The sequence below is a fragment of the Streptomyces sp. NPDC107562 genome (assembly GCF_055657325.1).
Genome location: NZ_JBVKBE010000022.1, coordinates 42,271 through 64,035, shown reverse-complemented (window position 1 = coordinate 64,035; position 21,765 = coordinate 42,271). Strand labels below are relative to the sequence as shown.

Sequence of the window (21,765 nt, the reverse complement as noted above, 5' to 3'; positions counted from 1 at the left end):
ACCCTCGTACGCCTTCCGCACCACAAGGAGCCACACCCTCATGCGTATCGGAATCCTGGGCCTCGGCCGCATCGGTGCCTTCCACGCCGAAACCCTCTCCGGACTCGACGTGGTCGAGTCGCTCGTCGTCTCCGACCCATTCGCGGAGGCCGCCAAGTCGGCCGCCGAGCGGTTCGGGGCGGAGGTCGCCGATTCGCCCGAGGCGGTGCTGGCCGCGGGGGTCGACGGGGTGGTGATCGCCGCGGCGACCGACGCCCACCCCGGCCTCGTCCTGGCGGCGGTGGAGGCGGGCGTGCCCGTGTTCTGCGAGAAGCCCGTCGCCCGCACCATGACCGAGGGCGTGGCGGTGCTGCGGGCCGTCGAGGGCCGTGACGTGCCGGTGCAGATCGGCTACAACCGGCGCTTCGACGCCGGCTTCGTGGCCGCGCGGGACGCCGTCCTCGCCGGTGAGCTCGGCACGCTGCACACCGTGCGGTCGACGACCCTGGACCCGGCGCCGCCGCCGGCCGCGTACGTCGCCGCCTCCGGAGGCATCTTCCGCGACTGCTCCGTGCACGACTTCGACATCATCCGCTGGGTGACGGGCCGCGAGGTGAGCGAGGTGTACGCCGTCGGGGGCAACCGGGGCGCGCGGTACATCGCGGAGGCGGGCGACGCCGACACCACGGGCGCGCTGCTCACGCTGGACGACGGCACGATCGCCGTGGTCTCCAACAGCCGCCACAACGGCCGGGGTTACGACGTGCGCATGGAGCTGCACGGCTTCGAGGACTCCATCGCGGTCGGCCTGGAGGACAAGCTGCCGCTGCGGTCGGTGGAGCCGGGCGTGACCTTCCCGGCGGGCTCCCCGCACGACTTCTTCATGGACCGCTTCACCGCCGCCTACCGTGCCGAACTCAGCGCCTTCACCGAGGTCGTCGCGGGCAGCCGGCCCTCGCCGTGCACCGTCGCGGACGCGCTGGAGGCGGGCTGGATCGCGGAAGCCTGCACGCTGTCGCTGAAGGAGCACCGGCCGGTCCGTGTCGAGGAGGTGCGCGGCGCCTGAATCAGTGGTGGAACCCCGGCTGCGCCGACACATGGGCCGTCGGCCCCTCCCGCAGGTGGTCGACGGCGGCGCGCAGGTCGCTCGCGAGCAGCGCGATCTTGTCGTAACTGGTGCCGTGCCGGACCAGGACGCGCTGCACGACGGTCTCCTCCCGGCCCGACGCGAGCGGATACGCCGGTACCTGCCAGCCGCGGCGGCGCAACTGGTCGGTGACGTCGTACAGCGTGAAGGGCGCCGTGTCGGGCTCGGTCAGCGTCCAGGTGGTCGCGGGCAGGGCGCCCTGGCCGTCGTAGAGGACGGTGAACGGACCCATCGTGGCGACCTGTTCGGCCAGCATCCCGGCCGTCCTGGCGCAGGCGCCGTGCACCTTGGCGTAGCCGTCGCGGCCCAGGCGCAGCATGTTGTAGTACTGGGCGACCACTTCGCCGCCGGGGCGGGAGAAGTTCAGGGCGAAGGTGGGCATGTCGCCGCCGAGGTAGGAGACGCGGAAGACCAGGTCCTCGGGAAGCAGTTCGGGTGAGCGCCAGACCACCCAGCCGACGCCCAGCGGCGCCATGCCGTACTTGTGGCCCGAGACGTTGACGGAGGCGACGCGGGGCAGCCGGAAGTCCCACATCAGCTCGGGCTGGAGGAACGGGGCGACGAAGCCGCCGCTGGCCGCGTCGACGTGCACGGGGATGTCGAGACCGGTGTCCGCGTGGATGCGGTCGAGCTCCGCGGCGATCTCGGCGACCGGCTCGTAGACGCAGGTGTAGGTGACGCCGAGGATGGCCACCACGCCGATCGTGTTCTCGTCGACGTACTCGCGCAGTTGGTGCGCGCGCAGTCCCAGCGCGTCCTTCTCCAGGGGGACCTGGCGCAGCTCCACGTCGAAGTAGCGGGCGAACTTCTCCCAGCAGACCTGGACCGGCCCGACGACCAGGTTGGGGCGGTCGGTGGGCTTGCCCTCGGCGCGGCGGCGTTCGCGCCAGCGCCACTTCAGGGCGAGTCCCCCGAGCATGCCGGCCTCGCTTGAGCCGGTGGTGGAGCAGCCGACGGTGGTGGCGCCGTCCGGGGCGTTCCACAGGTCGGCGAGCATGTGGACGCAGCGGTCCTCGATCGCCGCGGTCTGCGGGTACTCGTCCTTGTCGACCATGTTCTTGCCGAGGCACTCGTCCATCAGCTGGTGCACCTCGGGCTCCGCCCAGGTGGTGCAGAAGGTCGCCAGGTTCTGCGAGGCGTTGCCGTCGAGGCTCAGCTCGTCGTGGATCAGGGCGCGCACGGCGCGGGCGTCGGAGACGCCGTCGGGCATCCGGTACTTCGGCAGCGCCCGCTCACTGATGGGCAGGGTGTAGACGTCTTCCTCGGGGCCCGGCTCCGGGCGGCTGGTCTTGTGCAGGGCCATCGGGTCGAACCCCCGGGTCGTGGGACGTCTCGCGGGCGGGCCACGCGTACCGGCGCGGCTCACCGAGGGACAGCGACTCGCACCCCGGTTGCCACCCTCCGTCGGCAATCTCGCACACCACCCGCCCCGACGCCCGCCGAGCGCACCCGAACGACGGCACGCGGACCTCCGCCGGTCGCCGCGAGCACGCAGACGACGACCGGCAGCCCCTGCCGGACACCCCGTGCGTCCAAACCGGGACGCGGGTGCGCGCGGTGACTGGCGGGGGTGTGTCTGCCGTCGTTCAGGTCGCGGACAGCACCATTCGCCGTGCGAAGTTGCGGTAGCCCAGGCGTTCGAAGGCGGCGGCCATCGGGTGGTTGGCGAGGTCGGTGTCCGCCCGGACGAGGTCGGCGCCCGCCTCCTCGGCGAGGATGCGGGTGGTCTCGGCGAGCAGGTCGTCGACGTAGCCGTGGCCGCGCTGCTCGGGCAGGACGCCGAGGTAGCCGACGACGTGCGAGGCGCTGTTGCGGGAGGGCAGCGCGAAGCCGGCCGGGCGGCCGTCGGCGTCCTCGGCCACCCGCCACCAGGTGCGCTCGCCCGGCATCACGTCACGGTAGAACGCGACGTCGGCGCGGGCCTGCGCCTGGGCTCCCACGGCGGCGGCCTCGGTGCGCGACGCGGCGTCCAGCGTGCCGTCGAGCACCCGGCGGAACAGGTCGACGAAGACCTCGTCGTCGGACTCGGGGCGGAAGCGGAGCTGGCGGGGCGGCGCGGGGACGCCGCGGTCGGGGGTCCACTCGTAGCGCAGCCGTTCGACGGCCGTGGTGAGGCCGGCGCGCCCGGCCGCCTCCTGCCGCCAGCCGAGGGCGGCGGCGGCGTCCGGACGCTCCCGCCAGTCGGCGGGGAGCAGGAGGTGGCACTCCGGAGGGGTCCCCGCGAAGGCGGCGTGGGCGGCGTCGAGGAGCCCGGCGACCACGTCGGTGCGGGCGGGCGACGCCACGGCGTTGAGGGTGTCGAGCGCGCCCGGCCGCTCCTGGCCCGGCTTGCCCCACCACACCGCGACGGCGTGCAGCTCACCGGCGTCCTCGGCGACCCACGTCCACTCCGGCCGGTACTCGCCCGTGGCGAGCCTCTCCTGGAAGACGTCCGCGTCCGCCCAGACGCCCACCTCACCGGCGGGCAGCAGCGCGAGGACGCGGTCGAGGTCGGACTCGGCCAGGGTGCGGTGGATCACGAAGCCTCCAGGGTCGGCGCGGGTGTGCGCCATTTTGGCGTGCCCATGAGCACGACCGGCAACCGGTTTGTCACTCCGGTGCGTAGACGCGGTGCGACGCCGGGGCCTACGGTCCCGGGGCAGCCAAGCCCTGGAGTGCCGGATGCGCCGTAGCGCCTCGCCCCTCTCCCTGGTCCTGCTGGGCCTGGGTGTCTTCCTGCTCGTGCTCGCGCCGATGCTGGTGTGGTACGTCAAGCCCCGCGCGGCCGTGACCCCCGTCGACATCGACGTGACCGCCGTCTACAAGGGCACGGGCAGCTATTTCGACGTCGCGGAGACCGAGACGCTCCACGACCGGCCCGTCACCGTCACCCAGCGGGTGCGCGGCGACGTCGGCGACAGCGAACGCAGCGGCCGCGCCGTGTGGGACGTGGTGACCACGGTCGACACGGAGAAGTCGCTGCCCGCGGCCGACCCGCACGACGCGCTGGACTTCTCCACCGCCCGCTGGGTCACCGACCGCAGGAGCAACCGGCCCGCGCACTGCTGCCAGGAGCAGCCGTACCACGAGGGCGAGGCCTACCTGAAGTTCCCGTTCGACGTGCAGAAGCGCTCCTACCGCTGGTGGGACAGCCAGCTCGGCTCGGCGGTCACCCTCTCCTACCGGGGCACCGAGAAGGTCCGCGGCTACCAGGGGTACGTCTTCACGGGCACCGTGCCGCCCACGAGGATCGGCACCCGGCAGGTCCCGGGCGCCCTCGTCGGACGGCCCGGGGCCTCGCAGGTGTTCGCCGAGGAGTGGTACTCCAACCACGGCATCAAGCTGGTGGTCGATCAGCCCACGGGCCGCGTCCTGTACGCCCAGCTGGGCCCCCGCCAGACCCTGCGCGCCCCCGGCGGCGACAAGGACGCCGTGGTCCTGCTGGACGTGGAGAGGCTCAGCCACACCCCGGCCACGCAGGAGTTCGCGGTCGACAAGGCGAAGGCCGACGGCGCCCGGCTGCGCGCGGTCGGCCGCACGGTCCCGATCGGCGCGGCCGCCGCCGGGTTCGTCCTCGCGGCGGTGGGCGGGGTGCTGGTGGTACGGGGACGGAGGCGGCCCGCCGACGAGCGGTGACCCACCGCCCGCAGGCCGGGACACGGGAGCGACAGGCCGGCCCGCAGCCCGAGACCGCGGCGTGACCCACCCGCCCGCAGGCCTCGACCGGTGGGCCGTCACCCACCCGCCCACAGACCGGAACCGGGAGGTGACCCGCCCCGCGGACCGGAACCGGGGGCGTGACATGTCCCGCTCGCGGGCCGCCTCCGTGATCTGTCAGGCGCCGCAGGACCGCAGGAACTTGCGGGTGCGCACCGCGATCGGAAGCGGCTTGTCCGGCTCGCACGGGTACATGTCCTGCTCGACGATCGCGAACAGGTCCACGCCCAGCTTCTGGGCGGCCGTGAGCACCGGCCCCAGCTCCGGCACGCCGGACGGCGGCTCGCACATCACCCCGCGCTGCACGGCCGGCCCGAACGGCACCTCGTTCGCGACGACGTCGGCGAGGATCTCCGGGTCGACCTGCTTGAGGTGCAGATAACCGATGCGCTCGCCGTACGTCTCGATCAGCTTGACGCTGTCGCCTCCGCAGTAGGCGTAGTGCCCGGTGTCCAGGCAGAGCTGCACCAGCCCGGAGTCGGTGGAGTCGAGGAAGCGCTCGACGTGCGCCTCGGTGTCGATGTGGGTGTCGGCGTGCGGGTGCACGACGATGTCGAGGCCGTAGGTCTCCTTGACCTCGTGCCCGAGGCGCTCCATGCCCTTGGTCAGGTGCGCCCACTGCTCACCCGTCAGCTCCGGCGCCTCCAGGATCTCGGCGGTCTTGTCGTCCCGCCAGAACGACGGGATGACCACGAGGTGCCGGGCGCCCATGGCCTGGGTGAGGGCGGCGACCTCGCTGACGTGCTCCCAGGTGGACTCCCAGACGGACGGGCCACGGTGCAGCCCGGTGAAGACGGTGCCGGCCGAGACCTTCAGGCCGCGGCGGTCCACCTCGTCGGTGAGCCGGGCCGGGTCGGTCGGGAGATAGCCGTAGGGGCCCAGCTCGATCCAGGAGTATCCGGCCTCGGTGACCTCGTCCAGGAAGCGTTCCCAGGGCACCTGCTGGGGGTCGTCGGGGAACCAGACGCCCCAGGAGTCCGGCGCCGAGCCGACCCGGATGCGGTCGAGGGCGGGGGTGTCGGCCATGTCAGGTGGTCCCTTCGGAAGAGGTGGCCGGAGCGGCGGCGGGCGCGGGAGTTTCCTTGACGGAAGCTTCCTTGGCGGGAGTCTCCCTGGAGGGAGCCTCCTTGGCGGGCGGCCCCGACAGGTCCTCCGCCTCGGGGAGCCCCTCCACGTCGACCCCCCGCACCTGCGCCAGTTCGTGCTTGAGGGCGGCGAGTTCGGTGCCGCCGGCCATGTGGTTGGTCAGCTCCTCCAGGCTCACCTCGCTGCGGTCGGCACTCAGTTCGAGGGTGCCGAGGCGCAGCACGCTGAAGTGGTCGCCGACCATGTACGCGTGATGGGGATTGTGGGTGATGAAGATGACGCCGAGGCCACGGTCGCGGGCGGCGGCGATGTACTTCAGGACCACGCCGGACTGCTTGACGCCGAGGGCGGCCGTCGGCTCGTCCAGGATCAGCACGCGGGCGCCGAAGTGCACGGCACGGGCGATGGCGACGCACTGGCGCTGGCCGCCGGACAGCGTGCCGATGGGCTGCTCCAGGTCGTCGAGGACGATGCCCATGTTGCGCAGTTCCTCGTCGGCGGTCCGCTTCATGCGGGCGATGTCCAGGCGGCGCAGCGGCCAGGGCCCCTTGGTGAGCTCGGAGCCGAGGAAGAAGTTGCGCCAGACGGGCATCAGCGGGACCGTCGCGAGGTCCTGGTAGACGGCTGCGATGCCCTTGTCGAGCGCCTCGCGGGGGGTGGCGAACCGCACCGGCTCGCCGTCCACGAGGAACTCGCCCTCGGTGTGCTGGTGCAGCCCGGAGACGATCTTGATGAGGGTGGACTTGCCCGCGCCGTTGTCGCCGAGGACGCAGGTCACCTTGCCGGGGTGGACCGCGAGGTCGACGCCGTGCAGCGCGCGGATGTTGCCGTAGGACTTGCCGGCGCCGCGCAGTTCGACGAGGGCTCCGGGGCCGTGGGTCGCGGCGTCCTGGAGCGCTGCCTGGGGGGTGGTGGTCATGGCGGTCACCTCCGGGTCGCGGTGCGCTGCACCCACAGATTGATGAGGACGGCACCGAGCAGCATCACACCGAGGAACGCCTTGAACCAGTCGGGGTTCCAGCCCGCGTAGACGATGCCCTGCTGGACCATGCCGAACATGAAGGCGCCGAAGACCGGGCCGATGGCGGAACCGTGGCCACCGGTCAGGAGGCAGCCGCCGATGACGGCCGCGGCGATGTAGAGCAGTTCCTGGCCCACACCCTCGCCGGACTGCACGGTGTTGAAGGAGAACAGTTGGTGCATGCCGACGAACCAGGCGCCGAACCCGACCAGCATGAACAGGGTGATCTTGGTGAAGGTCACCGGGACGCCGACCGCGCGGGCGCTCTCCTTGTTGCCGCCGACGGCGAAGATCCAGTTGCCGTACTTGGTGCGCAGCAGCACCCAGGTGGCCAGGGCCGCGAACACGAGCCACCAGACCACGGTGATCTTCACCTGGACGCCGCCGACGTCGAAGGACGAGGCGAACAGCGCCCTGGCCTGCTCGAAGCCGTCCATGGTGCTGATGTCGTCGGTGGCGACGTTGCCGGTGACCATCTTGGTCACGGCGAGGTTCACGCCCTGGAGGATCATGAACGTGCCGAGGGTGACCAGGAAGCTCGGCAACCCCGTCTTCACCAGCACCCAGCCGTTGAACGCCCCGATGCCGACCGAGACCACGAGGGCGACGAGCACACCCGTCCAGACGTTCACGGTCAGCTGGTAGCTGAGCATGGCGGCGGTGAGCGCCGAGGTGATCACGGCGACGCCCGCCGACAGGTCGAACTCGCCACCGATCATCAGCAGGGCCACGGGCAGCGCCATGATGCCGATGGTGGACGCCTGGTAGAGGACCGTGGCCATGGAGCCGCCCTGGCGCAGCGAGGGCGCGGCGATCAGGAAGAAGACGAACACGGCCGCCGCCCCGAGGAAGACGCCCACCTCGGGCCGGGCGAGCAGCCGCATCACCAGCGGCCGTTGCCTGGTGCGTCCGTCGGCCGGCCGGTCGCCGGGCTCCGGCGGTGTCGCCACCGCCGGCGCGGCCTGCTGGGCCATGGACATCACCGGGTCCCCTTCGCGGCGAACCCGGCGATCCGCTCGACGTTGGCCTTGTCGACGAAGGCCGGCCCGGTCAGCACGGGCTGCTCACCGCCGCCGCTGTAGTTGCCGTTGTTCTTGTAGAGCCACAGCCCGTCGACCGCCAGGTACCCCTGGAGGTAGGGCTGCTGGTCGACGGCGAACTGGATGTCACCGCGCTCGATGGCACCGGTCAGGTCCTTGTTGAGGTCGAAGGTGGCGATCTTGGCCTTGCTGCCCGCCTCGGACACCGACTGCACGGCGGTCATCGCGAAGGGGGCGCCGAGGGCCACGACGTAGTCGATGGCGCCGTCCTGCTTGAGCTTGGCGGTGATGGTGGACTTCACGGAGGGCATGTCGGTGCCGTTGACGTTCAGGACCTCCGTGGTGCCCTCGAACGTCTGCTTCACCCCGTCGCAGCGCTGTGTGAGGCCGACGTTGCCCTGCTCCTGGATGACGCAGACGGCCTTCTTCGCGCCCTCCTCGTTGAGCCGCTTGCCGAGCGCCTCGCCGGCCACGTTCTCGTCCTGCCCGAAGAACTCCATCAGGCCGAGTTGCTTCCAGTCGCTCAGCCCGGAGTTGAGGCCGACGACCGGTATCCCGGCCTGCTCGGCCTTGCCGAGGACGCCCTTGAGCGCGTCCGGCTTGGCGAGGGTGACGGCGATGCCGTCGACCTTCTGGTCGATGGCGTTCTGGACCAGGTTGGCCTGGTTGCCGGCGTTGGGGTCGGCGGAGTAGACGAGCTTGACGTTGTCCTTGGCGGCGGCGGCCTCGGCGCCCTTGCGCACGATGTCCCAGAAGGTGTCGCCGGGCGCCTGGTGGGTGACCAGGGCGATCGTCATCCGGGGCGTGGTGGCCTTGCCCGCCGAGGCGCCGTCCGCTCCCTCCTCGGCCTTCTTGCCGCCGGAGCTGCTGGAGCAGCCGGCGAGGACCAGGGCCGAGGCCGCTGCCAGGGCCAGGGCGGAGGTGATTCTGCGAGAGCGGTCCATCTTTCCAGCACCTCACTGTGCGATGGGGGAAAGGCTGTTGTTGGCACGGGATCAAATCCCCTGGCGCGCCCAGTGTCAATACTTTGTTAAGACATCATTTCACAAGCAGGTCCTAATGTTAGAACAAACTGCTACGGTGTGGGCCGGGAGGGACGCCATGACCAGTACTGTCTCCGGGCTCGCCGCCGTGCACTTCGTGCTCGACCGCACCAGCCCCGTGCCGCTGTACCACCAGCTCGCCCAGCAACTGGAGGCGGCCGTCGAGGGCGGTGTCCTCGCTCCGGGCGACCAGCTGGGCAACGAGATCGACCTGTCGGTCCGCCTCGGCCTGTCCCGGCCCACGGTCCGTCAGGCCATCCAGTCCCTGGTCGACAAGGGGCTGCTCGTCCGCCGCCGCGGCGTGGGCACCCAGGTCGTGCACAGCAAGGTCAGGCGCCCGCTGGAGCTGAGCAGCCTCTACGACGATCTGGAGGCGGCCGGACAGCAGCCCACCACGCGAGTGCTGCGCAACGAGACGGTACCGGCCGCCGCCGACGTCGCGGCCGCGCTCGCCGTGCCCGAGGGCGGCGAGGTCGTCGTCCTCGAACGGCTCCGCCTCACCCACGGCAGCCCCGTGGCGTTCCTGTGCAACTACCTGCCCGCGGGCCTGCTTCCACTGGACACCGCCCGCCTGGAGACGACCGGCCTCTACCGCATGCTGCGCGCCACCGGCGTCAGCCTGCACAGCGCCCGCCAGACCATCGGCGCCCGCGGCGCCACCGACCAGGAGGCCGCACGCCTCGACGAGCACCGGGGCGCGGCCCTGCTCACCATGCAGCGCACGGCCTACGACGACACCGGCCGTGCCGTGGAGTACGGGACGCACGTCTACCGCGCGTCCCGCTACGCCTTCGACTTCCAGCTCCTGGTCCGGCCCTGACCTCGGTGCGCGGCGGCCGGCTCCCCGGCGAGGCAGCACCGGCTACCGCTTGGCGAACGGCCCTTCCAGGGCGGCCCATTGCAACAGCATGATGGTCTTGGCGTCGGCGATCTCGCCGGTGCGGATCATCTCCAGGGCCCTGCTGAAGGGCAGTTCGAGGATCTCGATGTCCTCGCCCTCCTCGTCGAGCCCGCCGCCCTCGTGGGTGCGGGTCGACGGCCCGTAGGCGGCCGCGTAGAAGCTGACGCGCTCGGTGACCGAGCCGGGGCTCATGTAGATGTCGAAGACGTGCTGGACGGCGTCGATGGTGTGCCCGGTCTCCTCGGTCACCTCACGCCGCACGGCCTCCTCCGGGTGCTCGTCCTCGTCGTCGAGCAGCCCGCCGGGCGTCTCGATCAGCATGCCGTCGGGGTGTCCGTTCACGTACACCGGGAAGCGGAACTGGCGGGTGAGCAGCACGGTCTCGCGGGCGGCGTCGTACAGCAGCATCGTGGCGCCGTTGCCCCGGTCATGCGTCTCGCGCTCCTGGGTGCTCCAGCTGCCGTCGGCGTGGCGGAAGTCGAAGGTGGTCGTGCGCTCCACGTACCAGTGGCTGGACAGCAGTTTCACGTCCCGCACGCGCACGCGCGGGTTGCCGGTCAGGTCGCGGCCGGTCCGGTCGAGCCCGGTGCGGCCACGACGGTCGGGGGTGTCGACGCCCGCGGTCACCGGGCACCGCCCGGACGGAAGGGGAGGAACTCGTCGGTCATGTTCCCGCTTGTATCATCCGGCGCCGTGCGCCGACGGAAAAGGGGCCATCGAAACGATGACCCCTCGCCGAACCGTCGGGACGACAGGATTTGAACCTGCGACCCCTTGACCCCCAGTCAAGTGCGCTACCAAGCTGCGCCACGTCCCGGTGCGCCTCGCCGCGGAGAACCGCGTGATCGCGCGCTCAGTACTTTACCCCACACCCCCGGACGCGCCGAAGCGGGACCGCAGGCGCGACAATCGCCGTATGGGCACCACACCGGAGGGACGGCGGGCCGGCGCACGGGACCGCGACAGCGAGGGCCGCGCCCGCAACGCACGGCCACGAGACGGGCTCGGACGGCCCCTGCCCTACGACGAGGCGGGCGTGGCCCGGCAGCCCGAGGGGGTGGTGCGGACGCCGCCGGAGACGGTCGCCGAGGCACAGGCCCTGCTCGACGCGGGCAAGCCCTTCCACGCGCACGAGGTCTTCGAGGACGCCTGGAAGTCGGGCCCTGTCGAGGAACGCGCCCTGTGGCGCGGCCTCGCCCAACTGGCGGTGGGCCTCACCCACGCCGCCCGCGGCAACACCACGGGCGGGGCCCGGCTGCTGCGCCGCGGCGCGGGCGCGATCGAGGAATGGGCGGCCGGCACGGGTCAGGGCCGGCCCCACGACCTGGACCTGCCGGGGCTGGCCCGGTGGGCGCGGACGCTGGCGGACGACGTGGAGCGCGGGGTGACGGTGGACGCGGGCACCCGGGCCCCGGCGCTCCGCGCGAGCTGAAGCGCCGCGGGAGGCGGTGGGATCGCCGGCGGTGGGGTGCGGCAGACTCGGGGCGTGCGAAAGATTCATGTCATCGGTATCGGCGCGGGCGACCCCGACCAGCTCACCCTCCAGGCGGTCCGGGCGCTGCGGAGCACGGACGTGTTCTTCCTGCTCGACAAGGGCGAGGTGAAGTCCGACCTCACCCGGCTGCGCAAGGACATGCTCGACGCACACCTGCCGCGGGGCACCTACCGCCTCGTCGAGGCACGTGACCCGGACCGGGACCGCAGCGCGGGCGGCGCGGCCTACTCCCCGGCCGTCGGGGACTGGCGCAGCGCCCGCGCCGGGATCTACGAGCGGCTGATCGCCGAGGAGTTGGGCGCTGACGAGTGCGGGGCCTTCCTGGTGTGGGGCGACCCCGCGCTGTACGACAGCACGCTCGGAATCCTTCAGGAGGTCCGCACCCGCGCCTCGGTCGACTTCGACTACGACGTCGTGCCCGGCATCAGCAGCGTCTCGGCGCTGGTGGCCCGGCACCGCACGGGCCTGAACCGGGTCGCCCGCCCGGTACAGATCACCACGGGCCGGCGGCTCGCCGAGGGGTTCCCCGAGGGAGTCGACGACGTGGTCGTGATGCTCGACGCCCACCAGACCTTCCGGCAGTACGCCGACCAGGACATCGACATCTACTGGGGCGCCTACATCGGCACACCGGACGAGATCCTCGCCTCCGGCCCGCTCGCGGAGGCGGCACCCCGCATCGAACGGCTGCGGGCCGAGGCGCGGGAGCGCAAGGGCTGGATCATGGACACCTATCTGCTGCGCCGTAACCCGCACGCCGAATAGGCGGCACCGGGCCCGCGAAGCCGACGCCCGCGGCCGCCCCTCAAAGCGACGGGAGCGCACCGTCGTACCGCCACGGCGGCTTTCTTGCGCTGCGCGCTGGCGGCGCTTCGGCTGCCGGACACCGCAGCGTCATACCGGGAGGGCACGTTTCGCCCGTCCCCACCTGTCTCGCCTTGCATCCGTCCGCCCCGCTGCTTTCGGGCGCGATGCGGAAGGACGACGAACGCCGTGTCCCTCGCTCCGCCGGCCGCCGCTCTCCCCAGCGCGCTCGCCACCGCCGCCCCCGTCCGCTCCCCCTCCGCCGCACGCCTCTCCCGCCTGACCCGTCACGGCCTCACCGCCCTGCCGCTGCTGCTCATCGGCGGCTGGGCCCTCGTCGACTGGCCCTCGGTGCGCGACGGTGCCGCCCGGCTCGCCGCCGCCGACCCCGGCTGGCTGCTCGCGGCCCTGTTCTTCACCTGCCTCGGCTGGCCGGCCGCCGCGCTGGTACGGCAGGGCGCCATCCCCGAGCGGCTGCCGCCGGGGCTGCTGATCGCCTCGCAGTTCGCCGCCGGCACCGCGAACCACGTCCTCCCCGCCAGCATCGGCGCCCACGCGGTGACCCTGCGCTTCCTCCAGAGCCAGGGCATATCGCTGGCCCGGGGCACCGCCTCCCTCGCGCTGTACTCCCTGGTCAAGCCGGTCGCGAAGACGGCGGTGCTGATCGTCTTCCTGGTCGCCTTCCCCGGCATGCTGCACCTCGGCGAACTCGTCCCCGACGACAGCACCCTCCTGCTGGTCGCCGCCGGCGTCGGCGTCGCCTGCGTCCTGGCCGGCTGTCTGCTGGCCGTCGTCCCCGCCCTGCGCCGCCCGGCGGTCTGCTTCCTGCGCACCGCCCTGACCGACGCCCGCGTCCTGCACACCCGGCCCGCCCGCGTCCTCGCCCTGTGGGGCGGTGCGGCCGCCACGCCGCTGCTCCAGGGCAGCGTGATCGCCACCGTCGGCTTCTCGCTCGGGCTGGAGCTGTCCTGGGCACAGGTCGTCTTCGCGCTGCTGATCGCCAGCACGGCGGTCGGTGCCGTGCCCGCGCCGGGCGGTATCGGGCCGGTCGACGCGGCCCTGGTGTTCACCATGGCCGCGTTCGGCGCACCGGTGGGCCTGGCGACCGCGACCGTCATCGCCTACCGCGTGCTTACGGTGTGGGTGCCGCTGCTGCCGGGGGCACTGGTGCTGTCGGCATTGGTGCACCGCAAGATCCTCTGACTCCGGACAGGCCCTACCCGCCCCCGAGCCACGCCAGGGCGCCCGGCACGTCGGGTACGGCCGCCGCGCCCGGCGGCAGCGGCGGACGGCGTACGACGACGACGGGAACCCCGAGTTCCCGGGCCGCCGTGAGCTTGGCTGCCGTCGCCGCTCCCCCGCTGTCCTTGGTGACGACCACCTCGATCCGGTGCTCCCGCAACAGCGCCAGCTCGCCGGCGACGGTGAACGGGCCGCGGGCGAGGAGGAGTTCGACGTCCGGGGGCATCGGCGGCGCGGGCGGTTCCACGGACCGTACGACGAAGTGCTGCCCCGTCAGCCCGGCGAAGGCGGCGAGGCCCAGCCGACCGGTGGTGAGGAACACCCGGCGGCCCAGCCGCGGCAGCACCGCCGCGGCATCGTCCAGCGAGGCGACCGGATGCCAGTCGTCCCCCGGTCCCGGCCGCCAGCCGGGGCGGCGCAGCACGACGGCCGGTACGCCGCAGCGTGCGGCCGCGCGGACCGCGTTCGCGGTGATCGCCTCGGCGAAGGGGTGTGTGGCGTCGACGACGGCGGACACGTCGTGGGCGCGCAGCCACGCGGCCAGCCCCTCGGCGCCGCCGAACCCCCCGATCCGCACGTCGCCGTCGACGGCCCCCGGCCGCGACACGCGTCCCGCCAGCGAGGTGGTGACCCGGGTCCCCGTACGGGCCGTCAGCGTGGCGGCGAGTTCGCGGGCCTCGGTGGTGCCGCCGAGGATCAGCACGTGAGGGGACATGCCGTCGAGCGTACGAGGTCCTCGGCACCGGCCGGCCCCTCGTCCCGTCCAGTGGCTGCCGCACACCCTGGTGGCTATCGTCCGGACATGGACCCGGTGCGCGCCGTGCTGATCGACATCGACGGTGTCCTCACCGTCTCGTGGCGCCCGCTGCCCGGCGCGGTCGAGGCGTTGCGGGCGATCCGGGACGCCGGGCTGCCGGTCGCGCTCGTGACCAACACGACGTCACGCACACGCGCGTCACTCGCCGCGACGCTGGCGGAGGCCGGCTTTCCGGTGACGGCGCGGGACGTCCTGACCGCACCGGCCGCGACTGCCGCGTATCTCGCCGAGCACTTCCCGGGGGCGCGATGCCTGCTGCTGAACAGCGGGGACGTCGCCGAGGACCTGGAGGGCGTGCGGCTGGTGCCCGGCGACGCGGACGCCGGAGCGGAGGCGGTGGACGTCGTGGTGGTGGGGGGCGCCGGGCCGGAGTTCACGTACCCGGCGCTCAACCGGGTCTTCGGGCACCTTCAGCGCGGGGCACGGCTCGTGGCCGTGCACCGCAATCTGTACTGGCGCACGGAGGGCGGCCCACAGCTCGACACCGGGGCGTACCTCGCCGGGCTGGAGCGGGCCGCCGGCACCGAGGCCGTGGTGACCGGCAAGCCGTCGGCCGCGTTCTTCGAGGCGGCGCTCGACCGGCTCGGTGTGCGCGCGCAGGAGGCCCTGATGGTGGGCGACGACATCGAGTCCGACGTCCTCGGAGCGCAGCGGGCCGGGGTGACCGGGGTGCTGGTGCGGACCGGGAAGTACCTGCCGCAGACCCACCGGGCGGCCGACGGCACGCCCGACCACGTACTCGACTCCTTCGCCGACGTCCCGCCCCTGCTGGGACTCGGCCGACGGCCCTAGCGCAAGAGCAGTTGCAGCCCGCCCAGCACCGTCGCGGCGATCACGAGTTGCTCGAACAGCCGCTGGTCGATCCGGTTCACGGCCCATTTACCGAGGACGGCGCCGGGCACCACGAAGCCGACGAGCGCGGCGTCCAGCAGCAGCGACCGGCCGTCGATCAGCCCGAGCCCCGCGCTGAAGGGCACCTTGGACACGTTGACGATCAGGAAGAAGAACGCGGAAGTGCCCAGGAAGCCCAGCTTCCGGAACCCCGCCGAGAGCAGATACATCGACATCACCGGGCCACCCGCGTTGGCGACCATCGTGGTGAAACCGCCGAGGACGCCGTAGGACCGTGCCTTGATGCGGCCCGGTCTGCTGCTCACCGAGTCCGGCTCCTCGCCCGTCGCCTCGCCCGCCCGGCGGCGCCACATCGTCACGCCCGCCATCAGCAGCAGGATCGCCCCGATCGAGGTCCGTACGATCTCGTCGTCGGCCCACACCAGGAACAGCGTGCCGAGCACGACACCCGCCGCGACCGCCGGGAAGAGCCGCCACAGCGTGGGCCAGTGGGCGTGCCGCCGGTAGGTGAGGACCGCGAGCACGTCCCCGGCGATGAGGATCGGCAGCAGCACCCCGGTGGAGGCGCGGGCGGGCAGCACCGCCGCGAAGACGGCGAGGCTGACCGTGTTGGCCCCGCTCACGGCGGTCTTGGAGAAGCCGACCAGGAGCGCGGCGAAGGCGAGGGCGGCGAACTCCCAGCCGGTGATGTGCCAGAGCGTCATCGTGTCCATGCGGACACCGATGCTATGCCCATGCAACTGGCCTCGGTAAGGCGCGTCCCACCGCGCGGAACGGCGCCCTCCCCGGGCGGACCCCGAGGGAGGGGCGGCCGCTAGGCCCGCTCCACCAGCACGGCGCTGCCCTGTCCCACGCCCACGCACATCGTGGCCAGCCCGCGTCCCGCGCCGGTGCGGCGCATCCGGTGCAGGAGGGTGGTGAGGATGCGGGCGCCCGAGCAGCCGAGCGGGTGGCCGAGGGCGATGGCGCCGCCGCTCGGGTTGACCAGCTCCGGGTCGATGCCGAGCCGGTCCACGCAGGCGAGGGCCTGCGCGGCGAACGCCTCGTTGAACTCGGCCTCCTCGATGTCGCCGATGCTCCAGCCGGCGCGCTCCAGCACCTTCCGCGTGGCGGGGACCGGGCCGATGCCCATCACGTCCGGGTGGACGCCGGCCGAGCCCCCGGCGACGTAGCGGCCCATGGACTCCAGCCCCAGTTCGTCGAGCGCCTCCTCGCTGACCAGCAGGAGTCCCGCGGCACCGTCGTTCATGGGGGAGGCGTTGCCCGCGGTCACCGTGCCGCCCTGGCGGAACACGGGCTTCAGCCGCGCCAGCTTCTCGTACGACGTGTCCTCTCGGACGCATTCGTCGCTGTCGACCACGACGCCGTCGGGGCGGTGCACCGGCAGGAGTTCGTCGTCGAAGTGGCCGTTCTTGCGGGCGTCGGCGGCCAGCCGGTGGCTGCGCAGCGCGAACTCGTCCTGGCGTTCGCGCGGGACCCCGTACCGCTCGGCGACCTCCTCCGCGGTCTCCCCCATGGACAGCAGGCCGTGCAGTTCCTTCATCGCCGGGTTGACCAGCCGCCAGCCGAGGCGGGTGTCGACGGTCTCCATGCGGTGCGGCAGGGCGTCGTCGGGGCGGGGCAGCACGAAGGGGGCGCGGCTCATGGACTCGGAGCCGCCCGCGATCACGATGTCGGCCTCGCCGGCGGCGACGGTGCGGGCCGCGAGGGTGATCGCCTCCAGGCCGGAGGCGCACAGACGGTTGACGGTGGCGCCGGGGACCGACTCGGGCAGGCCGGCGAGCAGGGCGGCCATCCGGGCGACGTTGCGGTTGTCCTCGCCGGCCTGGTTGGCGGCGCCCCAGTAGACGTCGTCGACACGGGCGGGGTCGAGCGCCGGCACCTCGGCGACGAGGGCGCGTACGACCGCCGCGGCGAGGTCGTCGGGACGCACCGGGGAGAGGGCTCCGCGCAGCTTGCCGATGGGGGTGCGGCGGGCGGCCGCGAAATGGACGGGACGCACGACAGGACTCCTGACCGGGAGCTGGGTCGGCAGCCCCGAAAGTTAATTAGCACCGCTAGTTTTAAACCATAGCCCCCGTTGCACCGCCCTGGGAAGATCCGGGCAGGCCTTCACCGACGCCGTCTGGGGGATCCATGGCCGACACCCGCACCCACGTCCTCACCGGCACCCGGGGCACGATCACCGCCCGGGAGTGGCCGCACCCCGCCCCCTCGTTCGTCACCCTCCTCTCGCACGGCTACGGCGAGCACCTCGGCCGGTACGAGGGCGTGGCCGAGACGCTGCGGGCGCACGGGGCCGCCGTCCTCGGCCCGGACCACATGGGCCACGGCAGGTCTTCGGGCGAGCGCGTGCTGATCGAGGACTTCGAGGACGTGGTCACCGACCTGCACTCGGTCGCCGAACTGGCCCGGGCGGCCCACCCGGGCCTGCCGCTCGTGCTGATCGGCCACTCCATGGGCGGCCTGATCGCGGCGCGGTACGCCCAGCGCCACGGCGACCACCTGTCCGCGCTCGTGCTGTCCGGGCCCGTGATCGGCGCCTGGGAGACGCCCGGGCGGCTGCTCGCCCACGACGAGATCCCCGACGTCCCCGTCAGCCCGGCCGCCCTCTCGCGCGACCCCGCCGTGGGGGCCGCCTACGCCGCCGACCCGCTCGTCCGGCACGGCCCGATGAAGCGGCCCACGCTGGAGGCCCTCGCCCGCACGCTCAAGGACGTGGCCGAGGGCGGTGAAGTGACCGGACTGCCCGTGCTGTGGCTGCACGGCGACGACGACCGACTGGTGCCGGTCGCCGGGAGCCGGGTCGGCGTGGCGCGGCTCAGTGGGGGCGAGCTGACCGAGCGGATCTATCCGGGCGCCCGTGACGAGGTGTTCCTGGAGACGAACAGGGCCGAGGTCCTCGCCGACCTGACCAGGTTCCTTGACAGGGTGCTCGCACGCTGAGACATGCCCGTTTGCACCGGTTCGCCCGGGGCACCCGCGCCCGCATGGAGTGGTTGCGGCGAGCCGCCTGCGTGGACGAGGACCCCGAGTTGTTCTTCCCCGTGGGCACGACGGGACCGGCACTGAGGGACATCGCGGCCGCCAAGCGCGTCTGCGCCCGGTGCACGGTGATCAGCCAGTGTCTGCATTACGCGCTGAACAGCGGGCAGACGTCGGGCGTGTGGGGCGGGACCGGCGAGCACGAACGCGCCGAACTGCTCCGTACATCGAGGACCAGGGACGACATGAGAGGGAGAAACGCACCATGACCGTCGTGAGGAGCACCCTTCCCGACGACGCCCGGCGCGTCGCCACCGACGCGCTCCAGGAGACCCTGGTGGACCTGCTCGGACTGTCACTGACCGGCAAGCAGGCGCACTGGAACATCGTGGGACCCCGGTTCCGCTCGATCCACCTCCAGCTCGACGAGGTGGTCTCGGCCGCCCGTGGCTTCGCCGACACGGTGGCGGAGCGCTCCGCGGCGCTCGGCACCTCGCCCGACGGCCGCCCGGAGACCGTCGCCGCCCGTTTCTCGCTGCCCGGCCCCAAGGAGGGCTGGCTGCGCGACAACGAGGTCGTCCAGGTGATGGTGGAGGCGCTGGAGGGGGCGATCGGCGGGCTGCGGTCGCGGATCGAGGCGACCGAGAAGGCCGACCCGGTCACGCAGGACCTGCTCATCTCCATCACCGCGGAGCTGGAGAAGCAGCGGTGGATGTTCGAGGCGGAGAACGCCCCGCGCGAGTGACCACCGCCCGGCATCCCGCTACGAAGGAAGGGCAGCCATGACCGACGCCCTCGAACGCGACGCGCTGTGGGAGGACTTCCACCGCGCGGTGAACATGACCTCGCAGGAACTGGCGGCCTGGCTGCAGGTCCGCGAGGCCGACGAGCAGGCGGAGCCGCCGCCGGAGCGGGCCGGCGTCCCCACCGGGCAGCACGTGCTCGCGATCCTGCAGAAGCGTCGCACCGATCTCACCGAAGAGGACATCGAGGTGATGTACGACGTGGTGGACGCGGTCGACGCCCAGGCCGGCGGGGAGAGCGAGCCCGAGCCCGGCCGGACGCGCCGGCGGCACCAGCTCATGACGCTGGGCCACGACCCGTCGAGACCATGAGCGACGCGCGGAGCGTCGTGCGCGCGCTGCTGGACGCGCACGGGCGGACGTACGCCGAGGAGGCGGGCATCCGGCTGCGGGACACCCCGCAGCCGCTGTACCGCCTCCAGGTGCTGTCCCTGCTGCTCAGCGCCCGGATCCGGGCCTCGGTCGCGGTCGCGACGGCCCGGGCGCTGCACGAGGCGGGCCTGCGCGACCCCCGGCGGACGGCCGGGGCGACCTGGCAGGACCGGGTGGACGCCCTCGGCAGGGGCGGCTACCGGCGCTACGACGAGCGCACCGCCACCCAGCTCGGTGCCGGGGCGACGCTGCTCACCGAACGGTGGGGCGGCGATCTGCGGCGGCTGCGCGAGGAGGCCGGCGGCGAGGTTCCCGAACTGCGCCGGCTGCTCCAGGAGATCCCCGGCGTGGGCCCCGCGGGCGCCGACATCTTTCTGCGCGAGGCCCAGCGCGTCTGGCCCGAGGCCGCTCCGTACCTGGACGCCAAGGCGCTGTCCGGGGCGGAGCGGCTCGGCCTGCCGAAGGACCCCGCCCGGCTGGTCGAACTCGCCGGTGACGCCGAACCCGCCGTGCTCGCGGCGGCGCTGGTGCGGGCGGCACTGGACAAGGACGTCGCCGAGGACAGCCTCCGCCGCGCCGCCTGACCCCAGGGGCGCGGCGGCGCGGCGCCGTCACACGGTGCGGGCGAGGCGGTCGGCGAGCAGTTTGGCGAAGCGCGCCGGGTCGGCCAGGTCGCCGCCCTCCGCGAGCAGGGCCGTGCCGTACAGCAGCTCGGCCGTCTCGGCCAGTTCCGCGTCCGCGCCGCGCTCCTCGTAGGCCGACCGGAGACCGCCGACCAGCGGGTGCTCCGGGTTCAGCTCCAGGATGCGCTTGACCTGCGGGAGGTCCTGGCCCATCGCCCGGTACATCCGCTCCAGGGCCGGGGTGATGCCGTCCGCGTCGTTGACCAGGCACGCCGGGGAACTGGTCAGGCGCGTCGTCAGCCGGACCTCCTTCACCTCGTCGAGCGTCTCGTTCAGCCAGGCCAGCAGGGTCGCGTAGGCGCCCGACCGCTCCTCGGTGACCTCCTGCTCGGCGGGCAGGTCGACCGCGCCCCGCGCGACCGAGCGGAACTCCTTGCCGTCGTGCTGCCGCACCGCCTCGACCCAGATCTCGTCGACGGGGTCGGTGAGCAGCAGGACCTCGTACTCCTTGGCCCTGAAGGCCTCCAGGTGCGGGGAGTTCTCGATCTGGGCCCGGCTCTCGCCGGTCATGAAGTAGATCTTGTCCTGGCCGTCCTTCATCCGGGCGGCGTACTCGGCCAGAGTGGTGGGCTCGTCGCCGGCGGTGGAGGCGAAGGACGCGATGCCGAGGATGGCGCCGTGGTCCTCGGCCGGATCGAGGAGCCCCTCCTTGACGACGGCACCGAACTCCCGCCAGAACGTGCGGTACTTGTCGGCGTCCTTGCGCATGAGGTCCTTGACCGTCGACAGGACCTTCTTGGCGAGGCGGCGGCGGATCAGCTGGATGTGCCGGTCCTGCTGGAGGATCTCGCGGGAGACGTTCAGCGACAGGTCGGCGGCGTCCACCACTCCCTTGACGAAGCGCAGATGGCCCGGCAGCAGCTCACGGCTGTCGTCCATGATGAACACGCGCTTGACGTAGAGCTGGATGCCGTGGCGGGCGTCGCGCTGGAAGAGGTCGTGCGGAGCGCGCGCCGGGACGAAGAGCAGGGCCTCGTACTCGAAGGTGCCCTCCGCGCGCATCTGGATGATCTCCAGGGGCGCCGACCAGTCGTGGCTGATGTGCCGGTAGAACTCCTGGTACTCCTCGTCCTCGACCTCGGACCGCGGGCGGGACCAGAGCGCCTTCATCGAGTTGAGGGTCTCGTCGCCCAGGCGGATGGGGAACGAGATGAAGTCCGAGTACCGCTTGACGATCTCCCGGATCTTCGCTTCCTCGGCATAGTCGTGGAGGGCGTCCTCCTCGTCCGCGGGTCGCAGGTGGAGGGTGACCGAGGTGCCCTCCGGCACGTCCTCGACGGTCTCGACGGTGTACGTGCCGTCGCCGTCCGACTCCCAGCGCACGCCCGTCGCCTCGCCGGCCCTGCGGGTGAGCAGGCGGACCTTGTCGGCGACCATGAAGACGGAGTAGAAGCCGACGCCGAACTGGCCGATCAGCTCGGCGGAGTCCCTGTTCTCCTTGCTCTCCCTGAGCCTGCGCAGCGTCTCTGCCGTGCCGGACCGGGCGATGGTGCCGATGAGCCCCACCACGTCCTCGCGCGTCATGCCGATGCCGTTGTCCCGGACGGTCAGCGTGCGCGCGTCCTTGTCCGCCTCGACGGCGATGTGCGGGTCCTCGGCCCGCAGACCGTCGTCGGTGAGAGCGGCGAGGCGCCGTTTGTCCAGGGCGTCGGACGCGTTGGAGATCAGTTCACGCAGGAAGATGTCCTTGTTCGAGTAGATCGAGTGGACCATCAACTGCAGGAGCTGCCGCGCTTCGGCCTGGAACTCCAGCGTCTCGGTGCTCATCGCGTCCCTTCTCCGTTCGGGTGGTGCGGGCG

Annotated in this window: 23 protein-coding genes and 1 tRNA gene; 12 read left to right on the top strand and 12 right to left on the bottom strand. The window is 72.5% G+C overall.

What is annotated here, in order from left to right; translation table 11 throughout:
• The first annotated feature begins 40 nt into the window (after positions 1–40).
• A complete protein-coding gene (locus ACZ7LV_RS36920; RefSeq protein ID WP_471945735.1) occupies positions 41–1,045 on the top strand; it encodes a Gfo/Idh/MocA family protein in 1,005 nt (334 codons plus the stop codon).
• A gap of 1 nt (position 1,046) precedes the next feature.
• Here ACZ7LV_RS36920 and ACZ7LV_RS36915 read toward each other — a convergent pair whose 3' ends face one another.
• Together ACZ7LV_RS36915 and ACZ7LV_RS36910 are read right to left on the bottom strand one after the other, a co-directional pair.
• Entirely contained in the window at positions 1,047–2,429 is a 1,383-nt protein-coding gene (locus ACZ7LV_RS36915) for a glutamate decarboxylase (protein ID WP_471945734.1), read from the bottom strand.
• A gap of 283 nt (positions 2,430–2,712) precedes the next feature.
• Positions 2,713–3,645, bottom strand: a complete 933-nt coding sequence (locus ACZ7LV_RS36910; RefSeq protein ID WP_471945733.1) for a GNAT family N-acetyltransferase — start codon at positions 3,643–3,645, stop codon at positions 2,713–2,715.
• Between the two features lie 142 nt (positions 3,646–3,787).
• Here ACZ7LV_RS36910 and pgfA point away from each other — a divergent pair, with 142 nt between their 5' ends.
• The gene (gene pgfA / locus ACZ7LV_RS36905) at positions 3,788–4,741 is read left to right on the top strand and encodes a cell envelope lipid trafficking protein PgfA (protein WP_471945732.1); all 954 of its coding nucleotides are present in this window, start codon (positions 3,788–3,790) and stop codon (positions 4,739–4,741) included.
• Positions 4,742–4,939: 198 nt separating this feature from the next.
• Here the strand turns inward: pgfA and ACZ7LV_RS36900 are convergent, their stop codons facing one another.
• From ACZ7LV_RS36900 to ACZ7LV_RS36885, 4 genes are read right to left on the bottom strand one after another with little or no spacing between them, the layout of a single operon-like run.
• Positions 4,940–5,848 carry a sugar phosphate isomerase/epimerase family protein gene (locus tag ACZ7LV_RS36900; protein WP_471945731.1) on the bottom strand — a complete coding sequence of 303 codons (909 nt, stop codon included), beginning with the start codon at positions 5,846–5,848 and terminating at the stop codon, positions 4,940–4,942.
• A gap of 1 nt (position 5,849) precedes the next feature.
• Entirely contained in the window at positions 5,850–6,827 is a 978-nt protein-coding gene (locus ACZ7LV_RS36895; protein ID WP_471945730.1) for an ATP-binding cassette domain-containing protein, read from the bottom strand.
• A 5-nt stretch (positions 6,828–6,832) separates the two neighbouring features.
• The gene (locus ACZ7LV_RS36890) at positions 6,833–7,909 is read right to left on the bottom strand and encodes an ABC transporter permease (RefSeq protein WP_471945729.1); all 1,077 of its coding nucleotides are present in this window, start codon (positions 7,907–7,909) and stop codon (positions 6,833–6,835) included.
• Positions 7,909–8,913, bottom strand: coding sequence for a sugar ABC transporter substrate-binding protein (locus tag ACZ7LV_RS36885; RefSeq protein ID WP_471945728.1), 1,005 nt, complete (start codon positions 8,911–8,913; stop codon positions 7,909–7,911). The genes ACZ7LV_RS36890 and ACZ7LV_RS36885 overlap by 1 nt, the downstream gene beginning before the upstream one ends.
• Positions 8,914–9,070: 157 nt before the next feature.
• On the opposite strand from ACZ7LV_RS36885, the gene ACZ7LV_RS36880 reads away from it, so the two are divergent.
• On the top strand, positions 9,071–9,832 hold the full coding sequence (locus ACZ7LV_RS36880; protein WP_471945727.1) for a GntR family transcriptional regulator: 762 nt from the start codon (positions 9,071–9,073) through the stop codon (positions 9,830–9,832).
• A 42-nt stretch (positions 9,833–9,874) separates the two neighbouring features.
• On the opposite strand, the gene ACZ7LV_RS36875 is transcribed toward ACZ7LV_RS36880, so the two are convergent.
• Both ACZ7LV_RS36875 and ACZ7LV_RS36870 read right to left on the bottom strand, forming a co-directional pair.
• A complete protein-coding gene (locus ACZ7LV_RS36875) occupies positions 9,875–10,540 on the bottom strand; it encodes an NUDIX domain-containing protein (protein WP_471945726.1) in 666 nt (221 codons plus the stop codon).
• 116 nt (positions 10,541–10,656) lie between these two features.
• Positions 10,657–10,730, bottom strand: a tRNA-Pro gene (locus tag ACZ7LV_RS36870).
• 99 nt (positions 10,731–10,829) lie between these two features.
• On the opposite strand from ACZ7LV_RS36870, the gene ACZ7LV_RS36865 reads away from it, so the two are divergent.
• The 3 genes from ACZ7LV_RS36865 to ACZ7LV_RS36855 all read left to right on the top strand — a co-directional run bounded on the left by ACZ7LV_RS36865 (position 10,830) and on the right by ACZ7LV_RS36855 (position 13,415).
• Positions 10,830–11,345: a DUF309 domain-containing protein gene (locus ACZ7LV_RS36865; RefSeq protein WP_471945725.1), complete on the top strand. Its 516-nt coding sequence runs from the start codon at positions 10,830–10,832 to the stop codon at positions 11,343–11,345.
• 54 nt (positions 11,346–11,399) lie between these two features.
• Positions 11,400–12,173 (top strand): precorrin-6A synthase (deacetylating), encoded by a 774-nt coding sequence (cobF, locus tag ACZ7LV_RS36860; RefSeq protein WP_471945724.1) that lies wholly within the window; start codon positions 11,400–11,402, stop codon positions 12,171–12,173.
• Positions 12,174–12,401: 228 nt separating this feature from the next.
• Positions 12,402–13,415: a lysylphosphatidylglycerol synthase transmembrane domain-containing protein gene (locus tag ACZ7LV_RS36855; RefSeq protein WP_471945723.1), complete on the top strand. Its 1,014-nt coding sequence runs from the start codon at positions 12,402–12,404 to the stop codon at positions 13,413–13,415.
• A gap of 13 nt (positions 13,416–13,428) precedes the next feature.
• On the opposite strand, the gene ACZ7LV_RS36850 is transcribed toward ACZ7LV_RS36855, so the two are convergent.
• Complete coding sequence (locus tag ACZ7LV_RS36850; RefSeq protein WP_471945722.1) at positions 13,429–14,169, bottom strand: cobalt-precorrin-6A reductase; 741 nt, start codon at positions 14,167–14,169, stop codon at positions 13,429–13,431.
• An 87-nt stretch (positions 14,170–14,256) separates the two neighbouring features.
• Here ACZ7LV_RS36850 and ACZ7LV_RS36845 point away from each other — a divergent pair, with 87 nt between their 5' ends.
• On the top strand, positions 14,257–15,063 hold the full coding sequence (locus ACZ7LV_RS36845; protein WP_471945721.1) for an HAD-IIA family hydrolase: 807 nt from the start codon (positions 14,257–14,259) through the stop codon (positions 15,061–15,063).
• Here the strand turns inward: ACZ7LV_RS36845 and ACZ7LV_RS36840 are convergent.
• Together ACZ7LV_RS36840 and ACZ7LV_RS36835 are read right to left on the bottom strand one after the other, a co-directional pair.
• Positions 15,060–15,836 (bottom strand): sulfite exporter TauE/SafE family protein, encoded by a 777-nt coding sequence (locus ACZ7LV_RS36840; RefSeq protein ID WP_471945720.1) that lies wholly within the window; start codon positions 15,834–15,836, stop codon positions 15,060–15,062. The genes ACZ7LV_RS36845 and ACZ7LV_RS36840 overlap by 4 nt on opposite strands.
• A gap of 101 nt (positions 15,837–15,937) precedes the next feature.
• Entirely contained in the window at positions 15,938–17,125 is a 1,188-nt protein-coding gene (locus tag ACZ7LV_RS36835) for a thiolase family protein (RefSeq protein WP_471945719.1), read from the bottom strand.
• A gap of 134 nt (positions 17,126–17,259) precedes the next feature.
• Here ACZ7LV_RS36835 and ACZ7LV_RS36830 point away from each other — a divergent pair, with 134 nt between their 5' ends.
• The 5 genes from ACZ7LV_RS36830 to ACZ7LV_RS36810 are packed head-to-tail and all read left to right on the top strand — an operon-like array spanning position 17,260 to position 19,867.
• The gene (locus ACZ7LV_RS36830; RefSeq protein WP_471945718.1) at positions 17,260–18,069 is read left to right on the top strand and encodes an alpha/beta hydrolase; all 810 of its coding nucleotides are present in this window, start codon (positions 17,260–17,262) and stop codon (positions 18,067–18,069) included.
• A gap of 44 nt (positions 18,070–18,113) precedes the next feature.
• On the top strand, positions 18,114–18,377 hold the full coding sequence (locus ACZ7LV_RS36825) for a WhiB family transcriptional regulator (protein WP_401666463.1): 264 nt from the start codon (positions 18,114–18,116) through the stop codon (positions 18,375–18,377).
• Entirely contained in the window at positions 18,374–18,853 is a 480-nt protein-coding gene (locus ACZ7LV_RS36820) for a Dps family protein (protein WP_471945717.1), read from the top strand. The genes ACZ7LV_RS36825 and ACZ7LV_RS36820 overlap by 4 nt, the downstream gene beginning before the upstream one ends.
• Before the next feature lie 37 nt (positions 18,854–18,890).
• Positions 18,891–19,223: a DUF3140 domain-containing protein gene (locus ACZ7LV_RS36815; protein ID WP_471945716.1), complete on the top strand. Its 333-nt coding sequence runs from the start codon at positions 18,891–18,893 to the stop codon at positions 19,221–19,223.
• The gene (locus ACZ7LV_RS36810) at positions 19,220–19,867 is read left to right on the top strand and encodes an HhH-GDP family DNA glycosylase (protein ID WP_471945715.1); all 648 of its coding nucleotides are present in this window, start codon (positions 19,220–19,222) and stop codon (positions 19,865–19,867) included. Before ACZ7LV_RS36815 ends, ACZ7LV_RS36810 begins: the two co-directional genes overlap by 4 nt.
• Positions 19,868–19,894: 27 nt before the next feature.
• Here ACZ7LV_RS36810 and htpG read toward each other — a convergent pair whose 3' ends face one another.
• Positions 19,895–21,733, bottom strand: a complete 1,839-nt coding sequence (gene htpG, locus ACZ7LV_RS36805; protein WP_471945714.1) for a molecular chaperone HtpG — start codon at positions 21,731–21,733, stop codon at positions 19,895–19,897.
• Positions 21,734–21,765: the final 32 nt, after the last annotated feature.